Raw genomic sequence first — 21,274 nt, forward strand, 5'->3', positions numbered from 1 at the left:
GGGAAAATGCTGCCATCTTCCCTACCAAATCGATTTGACGACTTACCCAAATCGATTTGGGTGGAATGTATTCCTGTTCCAATCGACTGTCAACGCATCCATTGCCGCAAGTGTGTCTGAGTAGCTGATAGCCTTCAGTCAGCGTATAACTGCCGCCATTGTTTAAAGAGCCAACCGTCTATGCCTAACAGCACTTCTCGCCGCCTGACTATTGCCGATGTTGCCAACGCCGCCGGGGTCTCGCGCACCACCGTGTCCCACGCGCTCAATGATCGTGGGCAAGTCGATCCGGTCACTCGGGCACTGGTGAAGGAAGTTGCTGAGCGCCTGGGCTACAGCCCCAACCTGCGCGCCCAGCGCCTGCGCACGGGGCGCGCCAACGCTATTGCCCTACTCTCCTCCATGCCGTTTGCCGTGGCAGGTGGTTCGTCGCGTCTGGGCTTTCTGATGGAAATTGCCGCCACCGCAACCGAAGCCGCGCTACGCCGGGGCGTGGCCCTGGTGCTGGTGCCGCCCATGGATGAGGCCAGGGAGCTGCTGGATACGTTGGATATCGACGGCGCGGTGATCATCGAGCCAGTCGCCAACGATCCCAATGTTGCGCGCCTGCGCAAACGCGGCGTGAAGCTGGTGTCTATCGGTCGCCAACCCGAGGCCCAGGCCTTGCCGTACATCGACATGCATGGCGAGGCAATCGGCAACCTGCTACTCGAGCACCTGCAGCAACAAGGCGCGCAGCGTATCGGACTGGTGATTGGCGTGCAGTCGCGGCATTCCTACCTGGACATGGAACAGGCTTACCGGGCCTATTGCGCGGCCAACAATCAGCAGCCCGCAATTGTTCGGGCCGACGAAGGGGGTGGCGAAGCTGCCGGAGCGGCTGCGTGTATGGAGTTGTTACACGCGCACCCAGGTATCGACGGCCTGTGTGTGCCGGTCGACGCCTTTGCCACCGGCGCCGTGCGCGCGTTGCGGGACAAAGGGCTGAAAATTCCCCAGGACCTGAAAGTGGTGACGCGCTACGACGGCTTGCGTGCACGCGAATGCAACCCACCGCTGACCGCGCTGAACATGCACCTGGAAGACGTTGCATCCCTGGCTATCGAACTGCTCTTCGAGCAAATCAATGATACCGGCACGCGCCAGCGCATCGACGCGCCGCTGGCGACCCTGATCCCACGCGAATCGACCCGAACGACGTAACCGCTAGCAGCGGGCGCACAGAGGAAAAAATTCCTGATGAAGAATGCTATTCACAAACTCGCAAAAAAACACCGCTCATAGCATGTGCCCCGCCCAGATCTTGCGTTCAACCAGATCGGAGGCGGTGGCAATAAAGGCTTCGCCTACGTACTTGGCCGCTGGACTCACCCGTCGATCTGCCGGAAACACTAGCACCAGCTTGCGCGTCGGCACCGGATCGACCAGCGGCGCGGCGCACAGGCTGCCGTTTTGCAGTTGCGCCCAGATTGAGGCCAGCGGCAAAACAGTCAGACCGAAACCGCTGCGTACCAGATCGATCATGGCCCCGAAAGAATCAGCCTCGACCTGTGTCCTCAAGCTGATGCCAACCTCTTGCGCGCAATTGTTGAGGATCAGCCTCAGGCCGTGACGGGCACTGGGCAACACCAGTTCCTGCTCGCCCAGGCTGCTGAAGGCTACAGGGGTATCCAGTTGCAAACCCGCACTCGGCGGCCCGACCAAGAGCAAGCGCTCCATCATCACCGGCACAATGCGCAAGGTGTGCAGCGGTGGCGGGTCATAGGAGATCGCCAGTTCCAGCTCGCCTCGCTGCAGCCAGTCAAGCAGGTAGCCACTGAACGCCGAGGAAAACCGAATCGATAGTTCCGGGTGTGCCTCACGGATCTTGCGCACCAGCGGCACCGTGACGATTTCTGCAATGGTCGGTGTGGTACCGATGATCACCGAGCCACGAAACGCTGCGCGACCACCGCCAACAGAACTTCGGATCGACTCCATCTCTTCCATGATCCGCGTGGCGTGCGCCAATACCTCGCGGCCGGCGTCGGTGATGTCCATTCCACGCCCATGGCGCTCGAACAGGTAGATGCCCAGCTCTTTCTCCAGCTGACGAATCTGTCGACTGAGCGCAGGCTGGGCAATGTGCAAGCGGTCGGAGGCCTTGCTGAGACTGCCGAGCTCGGCGACATGAATCAGGGTCTTGAGTTGAACAACGTCCATTCTTTTTCCCGTCGGATTGCTTGGGGCGGCGCGCACAGCCTATCGCCAATGCTCGAACGTTATCCAGGCTTTCCTTAAAGCTGGGCGGAGAAGCTATGCCGAATGGGCATATCTCAAAGAAAAAAATGGTAATCGTCGCGCTCCTTGCAGCCATCCAGAATGGGCAGACACACCCGCTCCATTCTGTGGGTTCTTCAAGGACAACAATAATGACAACACGCGATAACGAAGCACTCAATGTCATCCGTGAAGGCGTGCGCGCCTTGTGCGAGCAGTTCGATGCCACTTACTGGCGCAAAATCGACGAAGAGAAAGGCTTTCCCGAAGCCTTTGTCAGTGCCATGACCGCTGCAGGCTGGCTGTCGGCAATGATCCCGGAGCAATATGGTGGCTCTGGCCTGGGCCTTGCCGAGGCCTCGGTGATTCTTGAAGAGGTCAACCGCTGCGGTGGCAATTCGGGCACCATCCACGGGCAGATGTACAACATGTTCACCTTGCTGCGTAACGGTAGCGAAGCGCAGAAAAGCTACTATCTGCCGAAACTTGCCAGCGGCGAGTTGCGCCTGCAATCGATGGGGGTCACCGAGCCCACCACCGGCACCGACACCACCAAGATCAAGACCACCGCGGTGCGTAAGGGCGACCGCTATGTGATCAATGGCCAGAAGGTCTGGATCTCCCGCGTTCAGCACTCCGACCTGATGATTCTTCTGGCCCGCACTACCCCGCTGGCTGAGGTAAAGAAAAAATCCGAGGGCATGTCGATATTCCTCGTCGACTTGCGCGAAGCCATCGGCAACGGCCTGACCGTGCAGCCGATTGCCAACATGGTCAATCATGAAACCAACGAGCTGTTCTTCGACAACCTGGAAATTCCTGCCGACAGCTTGATCGGTGAAGAAGGCAAAGGCTTTCGCTACATCCTCGACGGCCTCAATGCCGAACGCACCCTGATTGCCGCCGAGTGCATCGGCGATGGCCGTTGGTTCATTGAAAAGTCCTCGCAGTATGCCCGCGATCGCGTGGTGTTCGGCCGACCTATCGGCCAGAACCAGGGCGTGCAGTTCCCGATTGCCGAAGCCCACATCGAAATCGAAGCCGCTGACTTGATGCGCTGGCAGGCTTGCGAAGCGTACGACAGCGGCAAGAACGCAGGCGCCAGCGCCAATATGGCCAAGTATCTGGCGGCCAAGGCGTCATGGGAAGCCGCTAATGCCTGCCTGCAGACTCACGGTGGCTTTGGCTTTGCCACGGAGTACGACGTGGAGCGCAAGTTCCGCGAAACGCGTCTGTATCAGGTCGCCCCTATCTCCACCAACCTGATTCTGTCCTACGTCGCCGAGCATCTGCTGGAGCTGCCACGTTCGTTCTGATGCCCGTATGCCTGCCTTGATGACAACAGAGAGAACAACATGAGCCAGCCTTCAGGTGTACGTCCACTGGACGGGATTACCATCGTAAGCCTCGAACATGCAATCGCTGCCCCCTTCTGTACTCGCCAACTTGCCGACCTTGGCGCACGTGTGATCAAGGTTGAACGTCCCGGCGTCGGCGACTTTGCCCGCGGTTACGACCAGCGCGTCAACGGTCTGGCCTCGCATTTCGTCTGGACCAACCGCTCAAAGCAAAGTTTGTCCCTGGACCTCAAGCACGACGCCGCCAGCGCGATACTCGACGACCTGCTAAGCAGCGCCGACGTGCTGGTGCAGAACCTTGCGCCTGGCGCCGCCGCACGCATGGGCCTGTCGTACGAAGCTTTGCACCCACGTTTTCCGCGGCTGATCGTTTGCGATATCTCCGGCTACGGCGTCGGTGGCCCCTATGAGAAAAAGAAAGCCTATGACTTGTTGATCCAGAGCGAAGGCGGCTTTCTTTCGGTTACCGGTGGCCCGGGCGATGAACAAATGGCCAAGGCCGGTTGCTCAATTGCCGATATCGCCGCAGGTATGTATGCCTACACCGGTATCCTCAGCGCACTGTTGCTGCGTGAGCGCACCGGTGAAGGCAGCCACCTTGATGTGTCGATGCTCGAAAGCCTGGTGGAGTGGATGAACTACCCCCTGTACTACGCCTATGAAGGCGCCCCGCCGCCACCCCGCGCTGGCGCTGCTCACGCAACCATCTACCCGTACGGGCCGTTTGCGATCGGCGATGGCAGCACGGTGATGCTCGGCTTACAGAATGAGCGCGAATGGCAGGCGTTCTGCGACAAAGTTCTGCAGCAACCTGAACTGAGCGCCGATGAGCGCTTCAACGCCAACTTCAAGCGTGTCGAGAACAGAGCGGCGCTGCGTCAACTGATCGTCGCTACCTTTGCAACCCTTACCTTCGATCAAGTGATCGAGCGCCTTGATCTGGCGCAGATTGCCAACGCCCGGGTCAACGACATGCAGGGTGTGTGGGACCACCCACAGCTCAAGGCGCGCAATCGCTGGCGTACCGTTTCGACGGCCGCTGGCAGCGTGCCTAGCCTGCTACCTCCGGCCAACAGCAACGCCTATATCCCACGTATGGCAGCGGTGCCCGCCCTGGGTGAGCACACCGGTGAAATTCTTTCGGGCCTGGGCATGTCTGCTGAACACATCGCGCTATTACGTGCCGACGGCGTCATTTGAAAAGGACACGACACCATGACCTCTCCTGATTATTCCAGCTGGGTGGGCCGCGTCGAAGAATGCCGCGACCAGATAAGTTACAACATGGTCAAGCGCATTGCCGCGACCCTGGGCGAAGTCGCGCCTCTGCCCGGCGAACCCCTGCCACCCCTCTGGCATTGGGCTTTTTTTGTCGATCCGGTAACTGAAGACGGCCTCGGTCAGGACGGCCACCCCGCACGGGGAGGTTTCCTGCCGCCGGCGAACAATCGCAATCGCATGTGGGCTGGCAGCCGCCTGACCTTCAATCGGCCGCTGCGAGTCGATGCACACATCGAACGTCTTTCCACCCTGCGCAAGGTTGAAGAAAAGCAGGGGCGTACCGGCTCGTTGTTGTTTGTCACGGTGCGTCACGAGTACTACCACGAAGGCGAATGCGCCCTGATCGATGAGCAAGACATCGTCTACCGCGAACCGACTCCGCCCAAGCAGGGCGGTACCGATCCCCTGCCCCAGGGCCAGTGGCGAGAACCGGTCGAGCCCAGCCCAACACTGTTGTTCCGCTACTCGGCGGTGACCTTCAATGGTCATCGCATTCACTACGACTGGCCGTATGTGACCACCACCGAGGGCTATTCAGGCTTGGTGGTGCACGGGCCGTTGATCGCAACCCTGGCCTTGCGTGCTTTCCTGCGAGCCCACCCAGGGGTGACACTCAAGCGCTTCAGTTTTCGCGGTGTGCGACCACTGATCTCGCCAAAAGCCTTCGAGGTTGGCGGCACAGTGACCTCGCCCGGCAAGGCTCAGGTCTGGGCGGGTAACGAAGAAGGCAGCGCCCAGTTGGGTGACGTCGAGTTCACTGAAGGAGCCAGCGCATGAGTAATTCAGTTGTTCGTAGCGCCCTGTTTGTACCGGCTACCCGCCCCGAGCGCATCCTCAAAGCACTGGCGAGCGGTGCCGACCGGGTGATTGTCGACCTGGAGGATGCCGTTGAAGAAAGCCTCAAGGAGCAAGCCCGTGACAACCTCGAGCAGTTTCTCTGTGCTCAGCCGGATGTGACGGTGCTGGTGCGCATCAACGCCCCCGAGCATTGGGCGCATGCAGCGGATCTGGCTCTGTGTAGACGTTTCGCCGGTGTCATCGGCATTGTGTTGCCAAAAGCGGAAAGTCACGATCAGGTACAGGCGGTACATGCTACCGGCAAACCGGTATGGCCAATCATCGAAAGCGCCCGAGGCCTGGCGGAGCTTGCGCGCATTGCCCAGGCGCCGGGCGTCGAACGCCTGTGCTTCGGCAGCCTGGATCTGGGGCTTGACCTTAACCTGCGTCAAAGCAGCCCCGCAGCCGAACAAATACTGACTCAGGCCCGCTATGCAGTATTGCTGCAGACCCGAGTCGCCGATCTGTCGCCAGCGCTGGATGGCGTGCACCCGGATATCAGCGACAGCAACGGCCTGCGCGACAGCGTCGGCTTTGCTCACGACATGGGTTTTGGCGGCGCCTTGTGCATTCATCCGAGCCAGGTTGCGGTCATACATGCAGCGCTGCACCCCAGCCGTGAAGAGCTGGAGTGGGCAAGACGGGTAATCGACGCGACGGCAACCGGGGGTGGGGTTTTCGTGCTTGACGGCCAGATGATCGATGCCCCCGTGATCGGTCGCGCGCGGTCGATCCTGCTACGGGCCGAGAAGCCTTCGTGAATCGTGCGTTGGGGAGAGCGTAATGCCTAGAGTTGCCCAGCTTGCGAGCACGCCACAGTGCGCAGACTTCATTCTTGAAGCGGCCCGGCATTTACTGGCCGAGGTCGGTTACGGCGCAATGTCCATGCGCCAATTGGCTACTCGGGCCGGCCTGTTGCCGGGTAGCCTTTACCACCATGTTGCAGGCAAGCAAGAGGTCTTGCTGCATGTGCTGACAGACATGCTCGAAACGCGCGATGCCGCGTGGCGCAAGCATTCGCGGCGCGCCGGCACACTCGGCGAATTGCGCAGCTTTATCGGCTTTTTGCTGAAATGGCAGGCTGCGCATCCCGATGAAATGAAAGTGCTCGCACATGAATATCGCCATCTCGACCTGCACTCGCAGCGTTGGCTGGAACAGCGGACCCACAGTTTGCCGGCGCATCTGCAGGGCCTGTTGCAGCGCGGTCGCCTGGAGGGGCTTTTCGCCGATATCGACGCTGCGTTTGCGACAAGCGCGATTCTGGCCTTGATTGGCAGTGCCACGGGGTTGCAGCACAGCCCTGAACCCTGGACGCCCGCCCGCCTGGAAACACACTACTACCACATGATCTCGCGCCTTCTCGATGTCAGGCCTGACTGCAGGTCATCGAGCAAGAAGCGCGTCACCGAATAACAATAAGCGAGGACTGACAATGACTTCCAGCAACCCTGTACTGAACGCTGTTTGTGACGACTCGGATGTCAACCATACCTGTGAACTGGCCGCGTTTTTGGCGCGCCTTTCTTATGCCGACCTTCCCGACGCGGTGCTGGCGCGCACCGAGGACTTGTTCCTGGATTGGTTAGGCTCGGCGTTGGCCAGCCAGGGCGCGCACCCGATTCCGTTGTTTGAGCGCTACGCGGCGAAAATGGGGCCGACCTCCGGGCCTGCAACTATTCTAGTAAGCGGCCAACGCAGCTCCGCCTACTTTGCCGCTCTGGTCAATGCTGCCTCCTCGCATCTGGTCGAGCAGGATGACCTGCACAACAGCTCCGTTCTCCACCCGGCTACCGTGGTATTCCCCGCCGTGCTTGCTGCGGCCCAGGACTTGGGCAAGAGCGGCCAGGCGTTACTTCTTGCAGCTGTCGCCGGCTATGAGGCAGGCATCAGAATCGGTGAGTTTCTGGGGCGCTCGCACTATCGCATCTTCCATACCACGGCAACGGTCGGTACCCTCGCCGCTGCGGTGGCCGTCGGCAAACTGATGGAGTTCGACCAAGAGGCCTTTATCAACCTGCTGGGCAGCGCGGGCACCCAGGCCGCCGGGCTCTGGGCATTCCTGCGCGACGCAGCCGATTCCAAGCAGTTGCACACGGCCAAGGCAGCTGCCGACGGGCTGCTGGCGGCCTACCTCACCGCAGACGGCCTGACCGGTGCTCGCGATATCCTTGAAGGTGAGCAAGGCATGGCGGCCGGGATGTCCAGCGATGCGCGCCCAGCCTGTTTGTCTGACCGACTCGGCAGCCGTTGGGCGCTGCTGGAAACCTCTTTCAAGTTCCATGCCTCTTGCCGCCATACCCACCCGGCTGCAGACGCACTGCTGCTGTTGATGCAGCGCGAAGGCCTCACCCACCAGCACATTGCCCGGGTGGTGACGCGCGTGCACCAAGGTGCTATCGATGTTCTGGGCCGAGTCAGCGTGCCGCAAACCGTGCACCAGGCCAAATTTTCCATGGGCACCGTGCTGGGCCTGCTCGCCGTGCATGGCAAAGCGGGACTGACCGAGTTTGATGAACTGGCGCTGACCGACTCAGCAGTCGCTGCGTTACGCGACAAAGTCAGTATGGAGCTGGACGCCGAAGTCGACAGTGCATACCCGCAGCGCTGGCTGGGCCGGGTTGAGGTACAGACTACCGACGGACGTGTGCTGCGTGCGGCGATCGACTCACCCAAAGGTGACCCCGACAATACACTGAGCCGCGAGGCGCTGGAAGACAAGTTCCGCCGCTTGCTGGCCTACGCCGGTGCGCTGAATGCCGATCAGGCTAACGTACTGATCCAGCGGGTATGGGGGTTGCGTCAGGCGCCAAGCCTAAACAACTTGATGGACTGACTCGCGGCCTTGCAAGACACACGTGATCGCCAACAGGGGGTGAGCGTCAAGCTGCGCCCCCTCGCACAATGGCACTTATGCCAGCTGGATATAGACCGAGTAACTGCCCAAAAGCACCCAGAAGCCAAGAAAGATCCACGGCGTACGCAGTGAAAAAAGCAGTGATTTGCGATGGCCCGCACGGGAGGTTTCCGCCTCACAGAACAAGGGTGACTCGTCATACACCAACCCCATCATTGGCTCGCTGCGCAAAAGGTGGCTCTGCTTCAACTGCCAGTGATCAATGATGCGGTAGGCGTCGCGAATGCCCGGCCAGGCATTCAGCGAACTCAGTACACCCAGCAATGCGAGAAACGCCGGTACGACCAGGGTGAACATCTCACCCCACCCCTGGTTCAGGTTGCCCATCGACGACACAAACGCAATGACCAGAAAAGACTGAGCAGCCAGGTACGCATCTGTGCGGTTGGCCAGAATACTGGTCTCGTACTGAATTTCCTTGCGGTAGAAATCCAGGCGCTCCTTCGGCGAGCCGAACATCCGCGCATTGTGCTCACTGATCTCTTCCTCAGGGGTTGTCGGCGTAATGATTCGTGGCACTCGCATGCTCCTGGAAGTGTTCAAGGCCTTACGTGGATGACTGCTATAGAACCACTGGCTCAAAGAAAATTTCATCGGATCGTTGCGAATACATGCGGCTCGGGTTCGAACCCAAAGATGAATATAAAAAAGATGGCAGTGCTGCGCTGTGGTCAGCGCCTATCGAACGAAAGGAGCAGCACCTGCCGAGCTGCCGTTCAACGCAACAGGGGACTTTGCCGAGCGCTCACACATCAGTTGAACCTGGCGCCATTAGATACAGCTCCGTACACTCGGCCCCTTCGCTAGGGGAATGAAATGAACAAGCTGATTTTACCGATCGCCATCTTTACCAGCGTGATACTCGTAGGAAAGGTTTGCGAGCATTACGAAATGAACTCGACATTGAAGATTGGCTTGCTCTGCCTGGTAGCGGCAGGCGTTCAGATTGGTATCAGTCGATACCAGCGTTCACGCCAGGCCAAAACGAACCGTTGATCAACGCCGGGCGCCACCGCTTCCGCTAACACCCTCCTTGCCGGCCCTGCCTTCAGCATAATGCGTAAATCCATAGCCCTCCCCGGCTATGGATCCATTAAGACCTCTCCGCCGTTCGATTATCGCCCAGAAAGGCGGGATAACTCACTGCAATCTGTTGACGCCCTCTCCACAAAGCACATTTAATGGATCCATTAAATAACAACAATGCTGACCGGAGAGCCTCCATGTACCCCAAGAACACTTGGTATGTCGCCTGCACCGCTGACGAAATTGCTGAAAAGCCATTAGGTCGGCAAATTTGCGGTGAGCGCATCGTTCTCTATCGAGGCCAGGCGAGCCGCGTCGCTGCGGTAGAAGATTTTTGTCCGCATCGCGGTGCGCCGTTGTCGCTGGGTTATGTCGAGAACGGCAATCTGGTGTGCGGCTACCACGGCCTGGTGATGGGTTGCGACGGCAAAACAGTCGAGATGCCCGGGCAAAGGGTGCGTGGCTTTCCGTGCAACAAGACCTTTGCCGTGGTCGAACGCTATGGCTTTGTCTGGGTCTGGCCCGGTGATCAGGCGCTGGCAGATGAGGGCCTGATCCCGCATTTAGAGTGGGCCGTGAGTGATGAGTGGGCCTACGGTGGCGGGCTGTTCCACATCGGCTGCGATTATCGACTGATGATCGACAACCTGATGGATTTGACCCACGAAACCTATGTTCACGCCTCCAGCATCGGCCAGAAGGAAATCGACGAAGCCCCTCCGGTGACGACGGTCAACGGTAACGAGGTGGTTACAGCCCGACACATGGAGAACATCATGGCCCCGCCGTTCTGGCGTATGGCCCTGCGCGGCAATGGCCTGGCCGACGATGTGCCAGTGGATCGCTGGCAGATCTGCCGCTTCACCCCACCCAGCCATGTGCTGATCGAAGTGGGCGTCGCCCATGCGGGCAAAGGTGGCTACCACGCCGATGTGCAGCACAAGGCATCGAGTATCGTCGTCGACTTCATTACCCCCGAAACCGATACCTCTATCTGGTACTTCTGGGGCATGGCGCGCAATTTCGCCGCACAGGACACCGCTCTGACCGCGAGCATCCGCGAGGGCCAAGGCAAGATTTTCAGCGAAGACCTGGAGATGCTCGAGCGTCAGCAACGCAACCTGCTCGACAACCCGCAGCGTAACCTGCTCAAGCTCAATATCGATGCCGGCGGCGTGCAGTCGCGCAAGATCCTCGATCAGTTGATCGCCCAGGAGCGCGCACCCGAGGCGCAATTGATTGCCAGCAGCGCCACACCGGCCTGAGCCACTTACTCCCAAGGAGCGAACATGATCGATGTCGTGGTGGTATCCCGTAACAACGAAGCGCAAGACATCTGCAGCTATGAACTGGCGGCTGTCGATGGCAGCCCGTTGCCGCCGTTCAGCGCCGGCGCGCACATTGATGTGCATTTGCCCGACGGCCTGATCCGTCAGTATTCCCTGTGCAACCATCCCGAGGAACGCCATCGCTACCTGATTGGCGTACTCAAGGACCCCGCCTCACGAGGCGGATCGCGCAGCCTGCATGAACACATCCACTGTGGTACACAACTGCGTATCAGCGAACCACGCAACCTGTTTGCGCTGGCCCACGGCGCCCGGCGCAGCCTGCTGTTTGCCGGCGGCATCGGCATCACCCCGATTCTGTGCATGGCTGAGCGTCTGGCTCACATCGGCGCGGACTTTGAATTGCACTACTGCGCCCGCTCCAGCGAGCGCGCAGCCTTTGTCGAACGGATCCGTACCGCAGCGTTTGCCGACCGCCTGTTCCTGCACCTCGACGAACAACCCGAAACCGCCATGGACACCAGTAAGGTCCTGGCCAACCCCCAGGACGACCTCCATCTGTACGTATGCGGACCCGGTGGTTTCATGCAGCATGTGCTCGACAGCGCCAAGGCGCAGGGTTGGCAGGACAGTTGTCTGCACCGCGAATATTTTGCCGCCGCGCCGGTGGACACCGACAACGACGGCAGCTTTTCAGTGCAGGTAGGCAGCACCGGCCAGGTCTTCGAGGTTCCCGCCGACCAGACGGTGGTGCAGGTGTTGGAGCGACACGGCATCGCGATCGCCATGTCTTGCGAGCAAGGTATTTGTGGCACCTGCCTGACCCGGGTGCTCGATGGCGTACCGGAGCATCGCGACCTATTCCTGACTGAAGAAGAACAGGCGCTGAACGATCAGTTCACGCCTTGCTGCTCGCGCGCTAAAACACCTTTGCTGGTGCTCGATATCTGAACGACGTCACGACGAGGGCAGGATCACCTTCATGCGCTCGTCGGTCGTTGCCGCGCCGAAGGTTTCGGCATAGCGCAAGGTGGCATTGGCATGCTCGCGCATGATTGCCTCGGCACGCGCGCCCTGGCCGTTGACCAATGCGTCGAACACCGAGTGATGTTGCATGTGCGCGTAGTTGAAGCGCCGGTACTCGCGCGCCAGGTCATGGCGGTCGACGGCTAGCGCGGTGACCGAGGCGAACGGCAGGTGGTCGTTGCGGGCCAGCGCATCGGCAATTGCCGGGTTGTGGCTGCCTTCGACGATGACCTGGTGAAAGCGCATGTTGAGGTCATGATAGGCCTCGAGGTCTTCCTCGGTGACAAAGCCCTTTGCAAACAATTGATCGCCTTCGTGCAGGCAGCGCTGCAGGGTTTCTCGTGCCGCCTGCGACAAACCGCGCTCAGCGGTCTGGCGTGCAGCCAGGCCTTCGAGCACACCGCGCACCTCGACGGCCCCGGCAATATCGTCGGCACTGACCGAGCGTACCTGAAACCCCCGCCCGCCGAAGCGCACCAACAGCCCTTCCTGCTCCAGGGTGCGAAACGCCATGCGCACCGGCATGCGTGAAACCCCGAACAATTCGGCGGTAGGGATTTCCATCAAACGTGCACCGGCCGCCAACTCGCCCGAAGCAATCATTTTGCGCAACGCAATCAGTACCAATTGACCGGGCTTACTCATCCAGGCGACTTCCACAACACATGGACCGTCATACTACCTTAAGGTGAGCAGCGTGGCAGCGGCCTCGTTACCGTCAAGACCGCTGCTCGGTGCACTGGGTGTTTCAGCCCTTGCCTAGAACGACAACGGGTAACTGACGATCAAGCGGGTCTGGTCAAAATCGCTATTGAAGCTGCGCCGGTTGGTGGCGTTGTTCACGCGGATGCTCAGGCGCTGAAAGGTCCCACTCTGGATGGTGTAGCCCACCTCGGTGTCGCGCTCCCATTCCTTGCCGTTGCTGCCCGCCGCCGTGGTCGCGTTTTCGCCATGTCCATAACGCACCATGGCCAGTAATCCGGGAATGCCCATGGCGGCGAAGTTGTAGTCGTAGCGCACCTGCCAGGAGCGCTCGTCGGCATTGCTGAAATTGCCGTTGAACATGTCGTTGCCCAGGGTCCGTCCACTGCTGCCGTACACCGACATCCACTGACTGTCGCCGCTGACTTTCTGCAACCCCAAATACAGCGTGTGGCCGCCGGTAGCGGCCGACAGCAAGGCATAACCAGTACGGCTCTGGATGTCGCCGATACGTGCCTGGCCATCGTCCTTGTCGATAAAGTAGCCCAGGTTGGCACCCAGTACCCAGTCGCCCACCGGCTGCTTGTGCAGCAGGTTGAAGTAGCTCTGCTGATAAATGTCTTCGAGCTGCGAATGCCACACGCCGACCAGCGTACGCTGCTCGTTGAAGCGATACTCGGCACCGGCGTAGTTGAAGCCGTCGGAGGTCACCCCAGGCGCGGCCCAGGCCGACAGGTCCTGCATGTCCGATGAGTTGCGCAAGCTTACTTCGCGGTACTGGCCAGCCTGCAGACTAAGGCCTTCGATCTCCCGCGAATCGAGCATCGCGCCGCGAAAGGTCTGTGGCAGCAAGCGGCCATCGTCGTAGCGCAACAGCGGGATGTCCGGCAACAATTCACCGACCTTGAGTTCGGTGGCCGAGATACGCATTTTCGCTGCCACGCCAGCGCGACCGTAGTCATCTGCCGCTCGACCATCGTCATGCACTGGCAGTAGTTCCGAGCCGCTGGTGTCTCGGCTGCTGTCTAGCTTCATGCCAAACATGGCGATGCCATCGAGGCCAAAGCCGACAACCCCCGGGGTGTAGCCTGAGGCGAACTTGAGGATAAAACCCTGGGCCCACTCGTCGACCTTGCTTTTAGCCGCCCCCGGATCACGAAAATCGCGGTTGAAGTAATAGTTACGCAGCAGCAGGTCGGTCTTGGCATCCTCGAAAAAGCCGCCGTCCTCGGCCCAGGCCGGCAGGCTCGCGCCCAGGATCAAGGAGGCGGTGGCAACCGCGCGCGACAAAGTGCAGGGAGTGTGGATCATTATTATTGTTCTCCGCTTTTCATGGGCACAGCCGCTCCCCGACAGGCCGTTCAGGGCCCGTCCATCAGTGGCTGCGTTAAATCCCGGCAAACGCCGGGCAGTACTCAGTGACTCAAGGCATCAGAAGGGATACTGGCGCGGCGAATGCTGGACGCTGATCCAGTGATCACGGGTGAACTCGTCAATCGCCCAATCGCCGTTGAAGCGTCCAAGCCCCGAGTTTTTCTCACCGCCAAAGGGCGCGTTGGCCTCATCATTCACCGGGATGTCGTTGATATGCGTCATGCCCGCCCGTACTTGCCGGGCAAAGCACACCGCGCGTTCCAGATTGGCACTGAACACCGCGCTGGAGAGCCCGAACTCGCTGGCGTTGGCCAACTCCAGGGCATGCGCTTGATCGCGTGCGCGGATAAGCCCTACTAGAGGTCCGAAGATTTCATTACGGGCCAGGTCCATGTCGATCGTGACTTCGCCGTACACGTGCGGCGCCAGCAGATTGCCGTCCACCCCGCCTTCGTACAGCGGTTCGGCACCTTCGTGACGCGCCAAGGCGATCTTTTCCTGCAAACCCTGCAGTTGGCGGGAATTGATCACCGGGCCGATCACCGTGTCTTGCGCGTTGGGGTCGCCGACCGCAAGGCCTTTGACCCGCTCGACGAAACGTTCGGCAAAGGCGTCGTACAGGCTGTTGTCGACGATAATGCGGTTGACCGCCATGCAGATCTGCCCCTGGTGCAGAAACTTGCCGAACACCGCAGCGTTCACTGCCTGTTCAAGGTCAGCGTCATCGAGCACCACGAATGGGCTGTTGCCGCCCAACTCCAGCGCAACGTGCTTGAGGTGCTCACCGCCGCTGGCGATTCGGCCGATGCCGCGCCCCACCGGGGTGGAGCCGGTGAAGGTGATCAATGAGGGCAGCTCATGCTCGACGAAGGCATCGCCAATCTTGCTGCCAGCTCCTACCACCACGCTGAGCACGCCCGCAGGCAATCCCGCTTCTTCAAAGATCCGCGCCAGCAGCAAGCCGCCGCACACCGGGGTGTCACTGGCGGGCTTGACCACCACAGCGTTACCGAGTGCCAAAGCCGGTGCAATCGAGCGCTGGGTCAGGTGCAGCGGGAAGTTCCACGGGCTGATCACCCCTACCACGCCAAGCGCGCTGCGGTACACCCGGCTCTCTTTGCCTGGGACATTGGACTCGACAATACGCCCGTGCACCCGCGCCGGGAACGACGCCGACTCCAGCGCAATGGCCCGCGCCGCCCCCCATTCCAGCTGGGCCTTGAGGCGAGTGCTGCCCGACTCGCGGATGATCCAGTCGATGATTTCGTCTCGGCGCCGGTCAAACACCGCCACCACTTCATGCAGCACCGCGGCGCGCGCCGCCGGGCCCAGCGCGGCCCAGTGCGGCTGCACCCGCCCGGCTTCGCGGTAGGCAGCATCGAGGTCATCGCGGTTGGCCTGCGGGATCTCCAGTAGCAGCGCATCATTATACGGATTGGTGACTCGCAGGCTTTTACCCGCAGCGCCAGTGCGCCACTGGCCCGCGATCGGTTGCAGGTGCAGGTCGCTGTAATGAGGGCACGTTTCGGTCATGGGAGGCTCCTTGGACAAGATAAGGGTCATGCAGTCGGCTTGCTGGCCGTTTCAGGCTCGCAAGCCTGCCGCGGCGCACGCACCTGGATAAAGACAATGGCCAGCGCGCCGATTACGCCCGGCAGGGCAAACGCGAGAAAGTTCTGTTGGAACGGCAGGTCCAGCGACAACAGGCTGCCGCCGAGCATGGGGCCTGCGATGGCGCCCAGCCGGCCGATACCGGCAGCCCAACCGACTCCGGTGGAGCGGATATGCGCAGGGTAGGCAATCGAGGCGTAGGCATGGATAACCGCCAGGGTGCCAATGGTCGTGGCACCGGCAATCAACAGCAGCAGGTTAAGTACTAGCGGGCCGGGCTTGAAGCCCAGTGCCGCCAACGACAGTGCCGCGAGCACAAAGAACAACGCCAGGGTGCGTTGCACGCCCAGCTTGTCGGCAAGCCAGCCGCCAAACAATGCGCCGACGGTGGCGCCGATGTTCAGGGTCACCAGGAATGCCAGGCTCGAACCCAGTGGGTAGCCCCCGTGTGCCATCAGCTTGGGCAACCAGGTGTTAAGCCCATAGCTCATCAGCATGCACATGGCGAATGCTACCCACAGCAGCAGCGTCGCCAGGGCCTGGCCTTTGCTGAACAACTGCGGCAGGCGTGCGCCCCGTACGTGCTTGTCATTGTCTGGCAGGCGCAACTCGGTGCCAGGACGAAAGCCTGGGTCAACCTTGACCAGCAACTGATCAAGCTCGGCGCGGCGTCCCTTGAGTTCGAGAAACGCGGCTGATTCCGGCAAGTAACGCAGCATGAACGGCACCGCGAGTACCGGCAGCACCGCCACGTAAAACACCGTCTGCCAGCCCCACTGCGGGATCACCGCAATCGCCAGCAGGGCCGAGAGCACGGCGCCCACCGAATAGAAGCTCGACATCACGGTAATCATGGTACTGCGCCGACCTTGCGGAGCGAACTCACTGATCAGGTTCACCGCGCTGGGCACCAGCGCCCCTAGTGCCAGGCCGGTGATCAGGCGACAGGCCCCCAGCTCGATCGGTGTCTGCGCATGGCCGGTCATGAACGCCGCAAGGCTGGCCAGCAACGTGGTGACGATAATCAGTTTGCGACGGCCAAAGCGGTCAGCCAGTGGCGCCAACAAGGTACCACCAAAGAGCATGCCGAACAGCGCACAGCTACCCAGGGTGCCGGCCTCTATGGCGGAGAGCTGCCACTCCTGCATCAGGCGTGGTACCACCGAGCCGTAGATCACCATGTCGTAGCCATCGAATAGCATGATGAAACAGCCCCACATCAGAATCAGCAGATGGGTGCGATTGAAGGGTGCAGCGTCGATCACTTCACTGACAGAAGTCGTTTTCATAGCCACCTCTTGTTTTTATTGTGGACATAGGCGCGCCCGCAAAGCCGCGGTTACACAAGCCTTGTCAGGGTTCGATGGTTTGCGTGGGTACCTCGATCAACACCGGACGGTTGCCCGCCAGCGCTTCGCTGAAAGCACTGGCAAAGGCCTCGGCGCTGGCTGCCTGTACCGCGTGCACCCCGTAACCCTGGGCAATGGCGCAAAAATCCAGGCCCGGTACATCCAGTCCCGGTGCATCGCTGACATTGAGCACATCGGCGAACCAGCGCAGCGCACCGTAGGTGCCGTTTTTCAGAATGATGAACACCACCGGGATGTTGTACTGGGCTGCAGTCCAGAGTGCCGTGATGCCGTAGTTCGCCGATCCATCGCCGATGATGCCGATCACGCGTCGATCTGTTTGCGCCAGTTGCACGCCCACCGCTGCAGGCAGGCCAAAGCCAAGTCCGCCGGCGGCCGGAAAGAAATAACTGCCCGGCTCACGCATCTCCACACGCTGCCAGAATGCACCGACAGTAGAAGTGGACTCCTTCACGTAGATAGCGTCCTTTGGCGCTAAGGCATTGATCAGGTCAAACACTGTTTCCGGACGCAGCAAACCACCGTCCTCGACCACCGGCTGTGCACGGGGCAAAGCTGTGGGCATGGGTCGATCCACCTGTGGCACGCTGTCGACCAGCGCCGCCAGGGTCAGGGCAATGTCGCCGACCAGCGCATCACCCATCGGCGCGCGGGCAGCCTCCCCGGCATCGCACGTGATGTGCAGCAGCTCGCAATCGGCAGGCAAGTAGTCGCCCGGTGCGTACTGGTGGTAACGGAACACCGGTGCACCGACGACCAGGATCAGGTCGTGGTCCGCCAGACAGCGGCTGATACCGGCAATTGCCGCTGGCAGTACGCCCCGGAAACACGCGTGGCGGGTCGGGAACGGGCAGCGCGAGGCCGACGGTGCTACCCAGGCCGGCATGCGCAATTTTTCGGCAAGCTGTACTGCGTGGTGGTTGGCACCGCTGCCGTCGACATCAGGCCCTAGTACCAGCACCGGATTGCGCGCCGCGGCCAAACGTTCGCACAGTTGCTCAAGCTGCGCCGGCGAAGGCAGGCCGGCGCTGGTCACCTGGCGTCGGGCCAGGTGCTCGACACCGGCAGGCGCTGCACAGGCCCAGTCGTCGTAGGGAATCGACACGTACACCGGGCCGCGAGGCGGCAAGCTGGCCATGTGAATCGCTTGGCTCAAGGTGCGCGGCACATCCTGCGCCGAGGCCGGCTCGTGGCTCCACTTGACCAGCGGCTTGGGCAACTGCGCGGCGTCGACGTTGGCCAACATCGCCTCGACGCCGATCATCGACCGCACCTGTTGCCCAGCGGTGATCACCAGCGGGCTGTGAGAGTACCAGGCGTTAGTCAACGCACCCATGCCATTGCCGGTTCCGGCGGCGGCATGCAGGTTGACGAAGGTTGGCTGACCGGTTGCCAGCGCGTAGCCATCGGCCATGCTCACCACCGCGCCTTCGTGGAGGCCGAGGATGTAGCGAAAATCTTCAGGAAAGCCCTGCAGAAACGGCAGCTCGTTGGAACCGGGATTACCAAAAATGGTGGTCAGGCCATGCTGGCGAAGAATGTCGTAGGAGGCGCGGTGAACCGTTTTCATAAAGACCCTTGCAGCTCGTTTTTAGAATGTGGGTTACTTTTGCAGCCACCAGTAGATTGATCAAATTGATACTATCTCTATCAAAAATAAAACCTATCTATATTTCAGCGCGTGCATCGAGACCCCATGAGCAACTTCGACCTGAACCTGATCCGCACCTTCGTCGTCCTCTTCGAGGCCCGTAGCGTGACCCTCGCCGCCGAGCGCCTGTTCGTCACCCAACCCTCGGTCAGCTATGGCCTGGCACGCTTGCGCGAACTGTTTGACGACCCGCTGTTCAGCCGTACCCGCGACGGCATCCAGCCGACCTTTGTCGCCGAACAGCTGTACACCACGTTGCGCGACTCGCTGACCCGCATCGAAAGCGCCGTGCAGAGCACGCGCCAGTTCGACCCCAGCAGCACCGAACGCCGGTTTCGCATCGCCCTTTCCGACCTTGGCGAAATGGGCTTCTTGCCGCTGATCCTGGCGCGTCTCAACCGCGAAGCGCCTCACGCTGAAGTGGAAGTACTGCCCCTGCAGGTGGACCAGGTCGGCGACTGGCTGGCCAGCGGCAAGATCGACGCGGCCATCTGCCGCCCAGCCGTGGCCGGGACCCGTAGCCAGGTGCTGATGCACGAGCGTTATGTGTGCCTACTGAGCCTCGACCATCCACGCATCAACCAAGCGCTGAGCCTTGAGCAATTCACTGCCGAGCGTCATATCACCGTTACCCGTACCACCGGCCACGGCAGCGTCGAGGACGTGTTGACGGCCATGAACGTGCAGCGCCGGATCAGCCTGCAGGTGCCGCACTTCTCGGTACTGCCGAAAATCCTCCCCGGCACCGACCTGCTTGCGGTACTGCCGGCGCAGATCGCCCGCTTGTTCATCCAGGAAGGCGGCATGAAGATGCTCGAGCTGCCGTTCCAGGTGCCCGCGTTCACGGTGTCACTGCACTGGCATCCCAACAGCGACAGTGCCGCAGCCCTGCAATGGTTCTGCGCCACCGTCGCCGAGGCGATCATCGACGGTCAGGCCTAGGCGCCGGCCATCACTGGCTGCGCCGGGGTGCGTGCTGGCTTGAGCAACAACAGGCAACCGGCGGCCAGCACAAAGACACTGGCGAACACCCCATATAGGTGCAGTGGTTGCCAGCCGCCATCAAGCAGTACCCCGGCCACGATCGGCGACAGGATCGCGCCGATCCGCCCGATGCCGATGCCCCAGCCCACCCCGGTGGCGCGCACCGAGGTGTCGTAGACCACCGGCGACAGCGCATACAGCCCGGCCACGCAACCGTTGGAGAACAACCCGATCAACAGGCCGAGCCCTAGCAGCGTGCTCACTGATGAACCACTGCCGACAAACAGCACCAGCAGCCCGGCGGTAATCAGCATGAACAACGCCAGCACCCGCACCAGCGGCCAGCGCGAAGAAAGCCCGCCGATCAGCGCCGCGCCAACGATCCCGCCGACACTGAGCAACACCCCGCCGGTAATGCCTTGCTCGGCCGACAAACCTGCGGCGACAAGCAGCTTGGGTGTCCAGCTCATCACGAAGTAGAAGCCGAACATCACCAGGAAGAACAACAACCAGATCAGTAAGGTGGTGCGGCGCAGAGCCGGGGTCAGCAACTGGCGGAACCCGGTAGCAGCACCCGCCACGCTTGCCTGGGCTGCCGGCAAATGCGTCAGTGCAGGCTGGCCCAGGCGCACGGCCAGGCGATTGACCCGCGCCAGGGCATTGGCTGGGCGGCGCGCCAGCAAGAAATCCAGGGATTCGGGTAGCCACAGCAGTACCAGGGGAATCACCAGCAAGGTGACAATGCCGCCAAACAGGAACACCGAGCGCCACCCCCAATGCCCTAGCAGCCATACCGCCAGCAGACCACCCAGGGTTGCGCCAAGGGCGTAACCGGTAGACTGCAGGCTGACTGCCAGGCCACGCCAGCGCTTACTGGCGTATTCGCTGGCGATCACGTTACTGCTGGCCAGAATGCCGCCGATACCTAGCCCCGTGAGCCCGCGCAACAGTGCCAATTGCAGGGGCGTCTGGCTTAACGCCGAGAGCAGCATGCCGGCACCTGAAAGCGCCAGGCACAATAGAATCAGCGGGCGCCGGCCAATGCGATCGGCCCAGGGCGCGATGAACAGCGAGCCTGCCGCCATGCCGAACAACCCGGCGCTGAGCAGCAGCCCGATCTGCGCCCCGCTCAAGCCCCACTCGGCAGAAACCGATGCCGCAGTGAAGGCCATCACCAACACATCGAAGCCATCGATCATGTTCAAGAGAATGCATATGCCGATGGCCAGGCATTGGAAACTGCCCATTGGACCGTGGTCGACCCGATGCTTGAGGTCAATGTTCATAGCGTCACCTGCCGGCCGGCGGCCACCAGCGTGAAGAGACGTGAGCACACACAAAGCGAGCGGCGCGACCCCTGGCAGGTGCGCACCCTTGGTAAGCCATTCATGACCGAACCTTTTTTGTAATTGTTATCGCCTACGTTCGGGAGGGCTCCCGACGCTGCCAGGGGCTAATCAATCAAATAATGGATCCATAAACAACGGGGCCTAGTTGCTGACGCTGAGTCTTTCGCTGGGTTTTCTTGTCTATATGCGCAAAGATTTTTAATATTTATTCATATATTTCAATGCTTTAGTTTGCATAAT

At 60.9% G+C, this 21,274-nt stretch carries 19 protein-coding genes; 11 read left to right on the forward strand and 8 right to left on the reverse strand.

Annotated features, from left to right (window positions below):
* Positions 1–180 precede the first annotated feature (180 nt).
* A complete protein-coding gene (locus tag D3Z90_RS12660; protein ID WP_136476119.1) occupies positions 181–1,203 on the forward strand; it encodes a substrate-binding domain-containing protein in 1,023 nt (340 codons plus the stop codon).
* A 75-nt stretch (positions 1,204–1,278) separates the two neighbouring features.
* Here the strand turns inward: D3Z90_RS12660 and D3Z90_RS12665 are convergent, their stop codons facing one another.
* Positions 1,279–2,202, reverse strand: a complete 924-nt coding sequence (locus D3Z90_RS12665; protein ID WP_136476120.1) for a LysR substrate-binding domain-containing protein — start codon at positions 2,200–2,202, stop codon at positions 1,279–1,281.
* Between the two features lie 209 nt (positions 2,203–2,411).
* Between D3Z90_RS12665 and D3Z90_RS12670 the strand changes: the two genes are divergently transcribed.
* Genes D3Z90_RS12670 through D3Z90_RS12695 form a run of 6 tightly spaced genes read left to right on the forward strand, consistent with a single transcriptional unit; the run spans position 2,412 to position 8,571 of the window.
* Positions 2,412–3,575 (forward strand): acyl-CoA dehydrogenase family protein, encoded by a 1,164-nt coding sequence (locus tag D3Z90_RS12670; protein ID WP_136476121.1) that lies wholly within the window; start codon positions 2,412–2,414, stop codon positions 3,573–3,575.
* Between the two features lie 39 nt (positions 3,576–3,614).
* Positions 3,615–4,817 carry a CaiB/BaiF CoA-transferase family protein gene (locus D3Z90_RS12675; protein ID WP_136476122.1) on the forward strand — a complete coding sequence of 401 codons (1,203 nt, stop codon included), beginning with the start codon at positions 3,615–3,617 and terminating at the stop codon, positions 4,815–4,817.
* 15 nt (positions 4,818–4,832) lie between these two features.
* A complete protein-coding gene (locus tag D3Z90_RS12680) occupies positions 4,833–5,675 on the forward strand; it encodes a MaoC family dehydratase N-terminal domain-containing protein (RefSeq protein WP_136476123.1) in 843 nt (280 codons plus the stop codon).
* Positions 5,672–6,496, forward strand: a complete 825-nt coding sequence (locus D3Z90_RS12685) for a CoA ester lyase (protein ID WP_136476124.1) — start codon at positions 5,672–5,674, stop codon at positions 6,494–6,496. The genes D3Z90_RS12680 and D3Z90_RS12685 overlap by 4 nt, the downstream gene beginning before the upstream one ends.
* A gap of 22 nt (positions 6,497–6,518) precedes the next feature.
* Positions 6,519–7,151 (forward strand): TetR/AcrR family transcriptional regulator, encoded by a 633-nt coding sequence (locus D3Z90_RS12690; RefSeq protein WP_136476125.1) that lies wholly within the window; start codon positions 6,519–6,521, stop codon positions 7,149–7,151.
* 19 nt (positions 7,152–7,170) lie between these two features.
* Positions 7,171–8,571 (forward strand): MmgE/PrpD family protein, encoded by a 1,401-nt coding sequence (locus tag D3Z90_RS12695; RefSeq protein WP_136476126.1) that lies wholly within the window; start codon positions 7,171–7,173, stop codon positions 8,569–8,571.
* A 75-nt stretch (positions 8,572–8,646) separates the two neighbouring features.
* On the opposite strand, the gene D3Z90_RS12700 is transcribed toward D3Z90_RS12695, so the two are convergent.
* Positions 8,647–9,171: a hypothetical protein gene (locus D3Z90_RS12700; protein WP_136476127.1), complete on the reverse strand. Its 525-nt coding sequence runs from the start codon at positions 9,169–9,171 to the stop codon at positions 8,647–8,649.
* A 297-nt stretch (positions 9,172–9,468) separates the two neighbouring features.
* On the opposite strand from D3Z90_RS12700, the gene D3Z90_RS12705 reads away from it, so the two are divergent.
* From D3Z90_RS12705 to D3Z90_RS12715, 3 genes are all read left to right on the forward strand, one after another.
* A complete protein-coding gene (locus tag D3Z90_RS12705; RefSeq protein ID WP_136476128.1) occupies positions 9,469–9,648 on the forward strand; it encodes a hypothetical protein in 180 nt (59 codons plus the stop codon).
* 227 nt (positions 9,649–9,875) lie between these two features.
* Complete coding sequence (locus D3Z90_RS12710) at positions 9,876–10,943, forward strand: aromatic ring-hydroxylating dioxygenase subunit alpha (RefSeq protein WP_136476129.1); 1,068 nt, start codon at positions 9,876–9,878, stop codon at positions 10,941–10,943.
* Between the two features lie 24 nt (positions 10,944–10,967).
* Positions 10,968–11,918, forward strand: a complete 951-nt coding sequence (locus tag D3Z90_RS12715; protein WP_136476130.1) for a PDR/VanB family oxidoreductase — start codon at positions 10,968–10,970, stop codon at positions 11,916–11,918.
* 6 nt (positions 11,919–11,924) lie between these two features.
* Here the strand turns inward: D3Z90_RS12715 and D3Z90_RS12720 are convergent, their stop codons facing one another.
* The 5 genes from D3Z90_RS12720 to mdlC form a co-directional block, all read right to left on the reverse strand.
* A complete protein-coding gene (locus D3Z90_RS12720; protein ID WP_136476131.1) occupies positions 11,925–12,638 on the reverse strand; it encodes a GntR family transcriptional regulator in 714 nt (237 codons plus the stop codon).
* Between the two features lie 114 nt (positions 12,639–12,752).
* Positions 12,753–14,006 (reverse strand): OprD family porin, encoded by a 1,254-nt coding sequence (locus D3Z90_RS12725; protein WP_136476132.1) that lies wholly within the window; start codon positions 14,004–14,006, stop codon positions 12,753–12,755.
* A gap of 120 nt (positions 14,007–14,126) precedes the next feature.
* Positions 14,127–15,602, reverse strand: coding sequence for an aldehyde dehydrogenase family protein (locus D3Z90_RS12730; protein ID WP_136476133.1), 1,476 nt, complete (start codon positions 15,600–15,602; stop codon positions 14,127–14,129).
* A gap of 26 nt (positions 15,603–15,628) precedes the next feature.
* A complete protein-coding gene (locus tag D3Z90_RS12735) occupies positions 15,629–16,969 on the reverse strand; it encodes an aromatic acid/H+ symport family MFS transporter (RefSeq protein ID WP_136476134.1) in 1,341 nt (446 codons plus the stop codon).
* Positions 16,970–17,033: 64 nt separating this feature from the next.
* Positions 17,034–18,620: a benzoylformate decarboxylase gene (mdlC, locus tag D3Z90_RS12740; protein WP_136476135.1), complete on the reverse strand. Its 1,587-nt coding sequence runs from the start codon at positions 18,618–18,620 to the stop codon at positions 17,034–17,036.
* A 126-nt stretch (positions 18,621–18,746) separates the two neighbouring features.
* Here mdlC and D3Z90_RS12745 point away from each other — a divergent pair, with 126 nt between their 5' ends.
* The gene (locus D3Z90_RS12745) at positions 18,747–19,643 is read left to right on the forward strand and encodes a LysR family transcriptional regulator (RefSeq protein ID WP_136476136.1); all 897 of its coding nucleotides are present in this window, start codon (positions 18,747–18,749) and stop codon (positions 19,641–19,643) included.
* Here D3Z90_RS12745 and D3Z90_RS12750 read toward each other — a convergent pair.
* Complete coding sequence (locus tag D3Z90_RS12750; protein ID WP_136476137.1) at positions 19,640–20,971, reverse strand: MFS transporter; 1,332 nt, start codon at positions 20,969–20,971, stop codon at positions 19,640–19,642. The two genes, D3Z90_RS12745 and D3Z90_RS12750, sit on opposite strands and share 4 nt — an antisense overlap.
* Between the last annotated feature and the right edge of the window lie 303 nt (positions 20,972–21,274).

The sequence above is a fragment of the Pseudomonas sp. DG56-2 genome (assembly GCF_004803755.1).
GTDB classification, from domain to species: Bacteria; Pseudomonadota; Gammaproteobacteria; order Pseudomonadales; family Pseudomonadaceae; genus Aquipseudomonas; species Aquipseudomonas auratipiscis.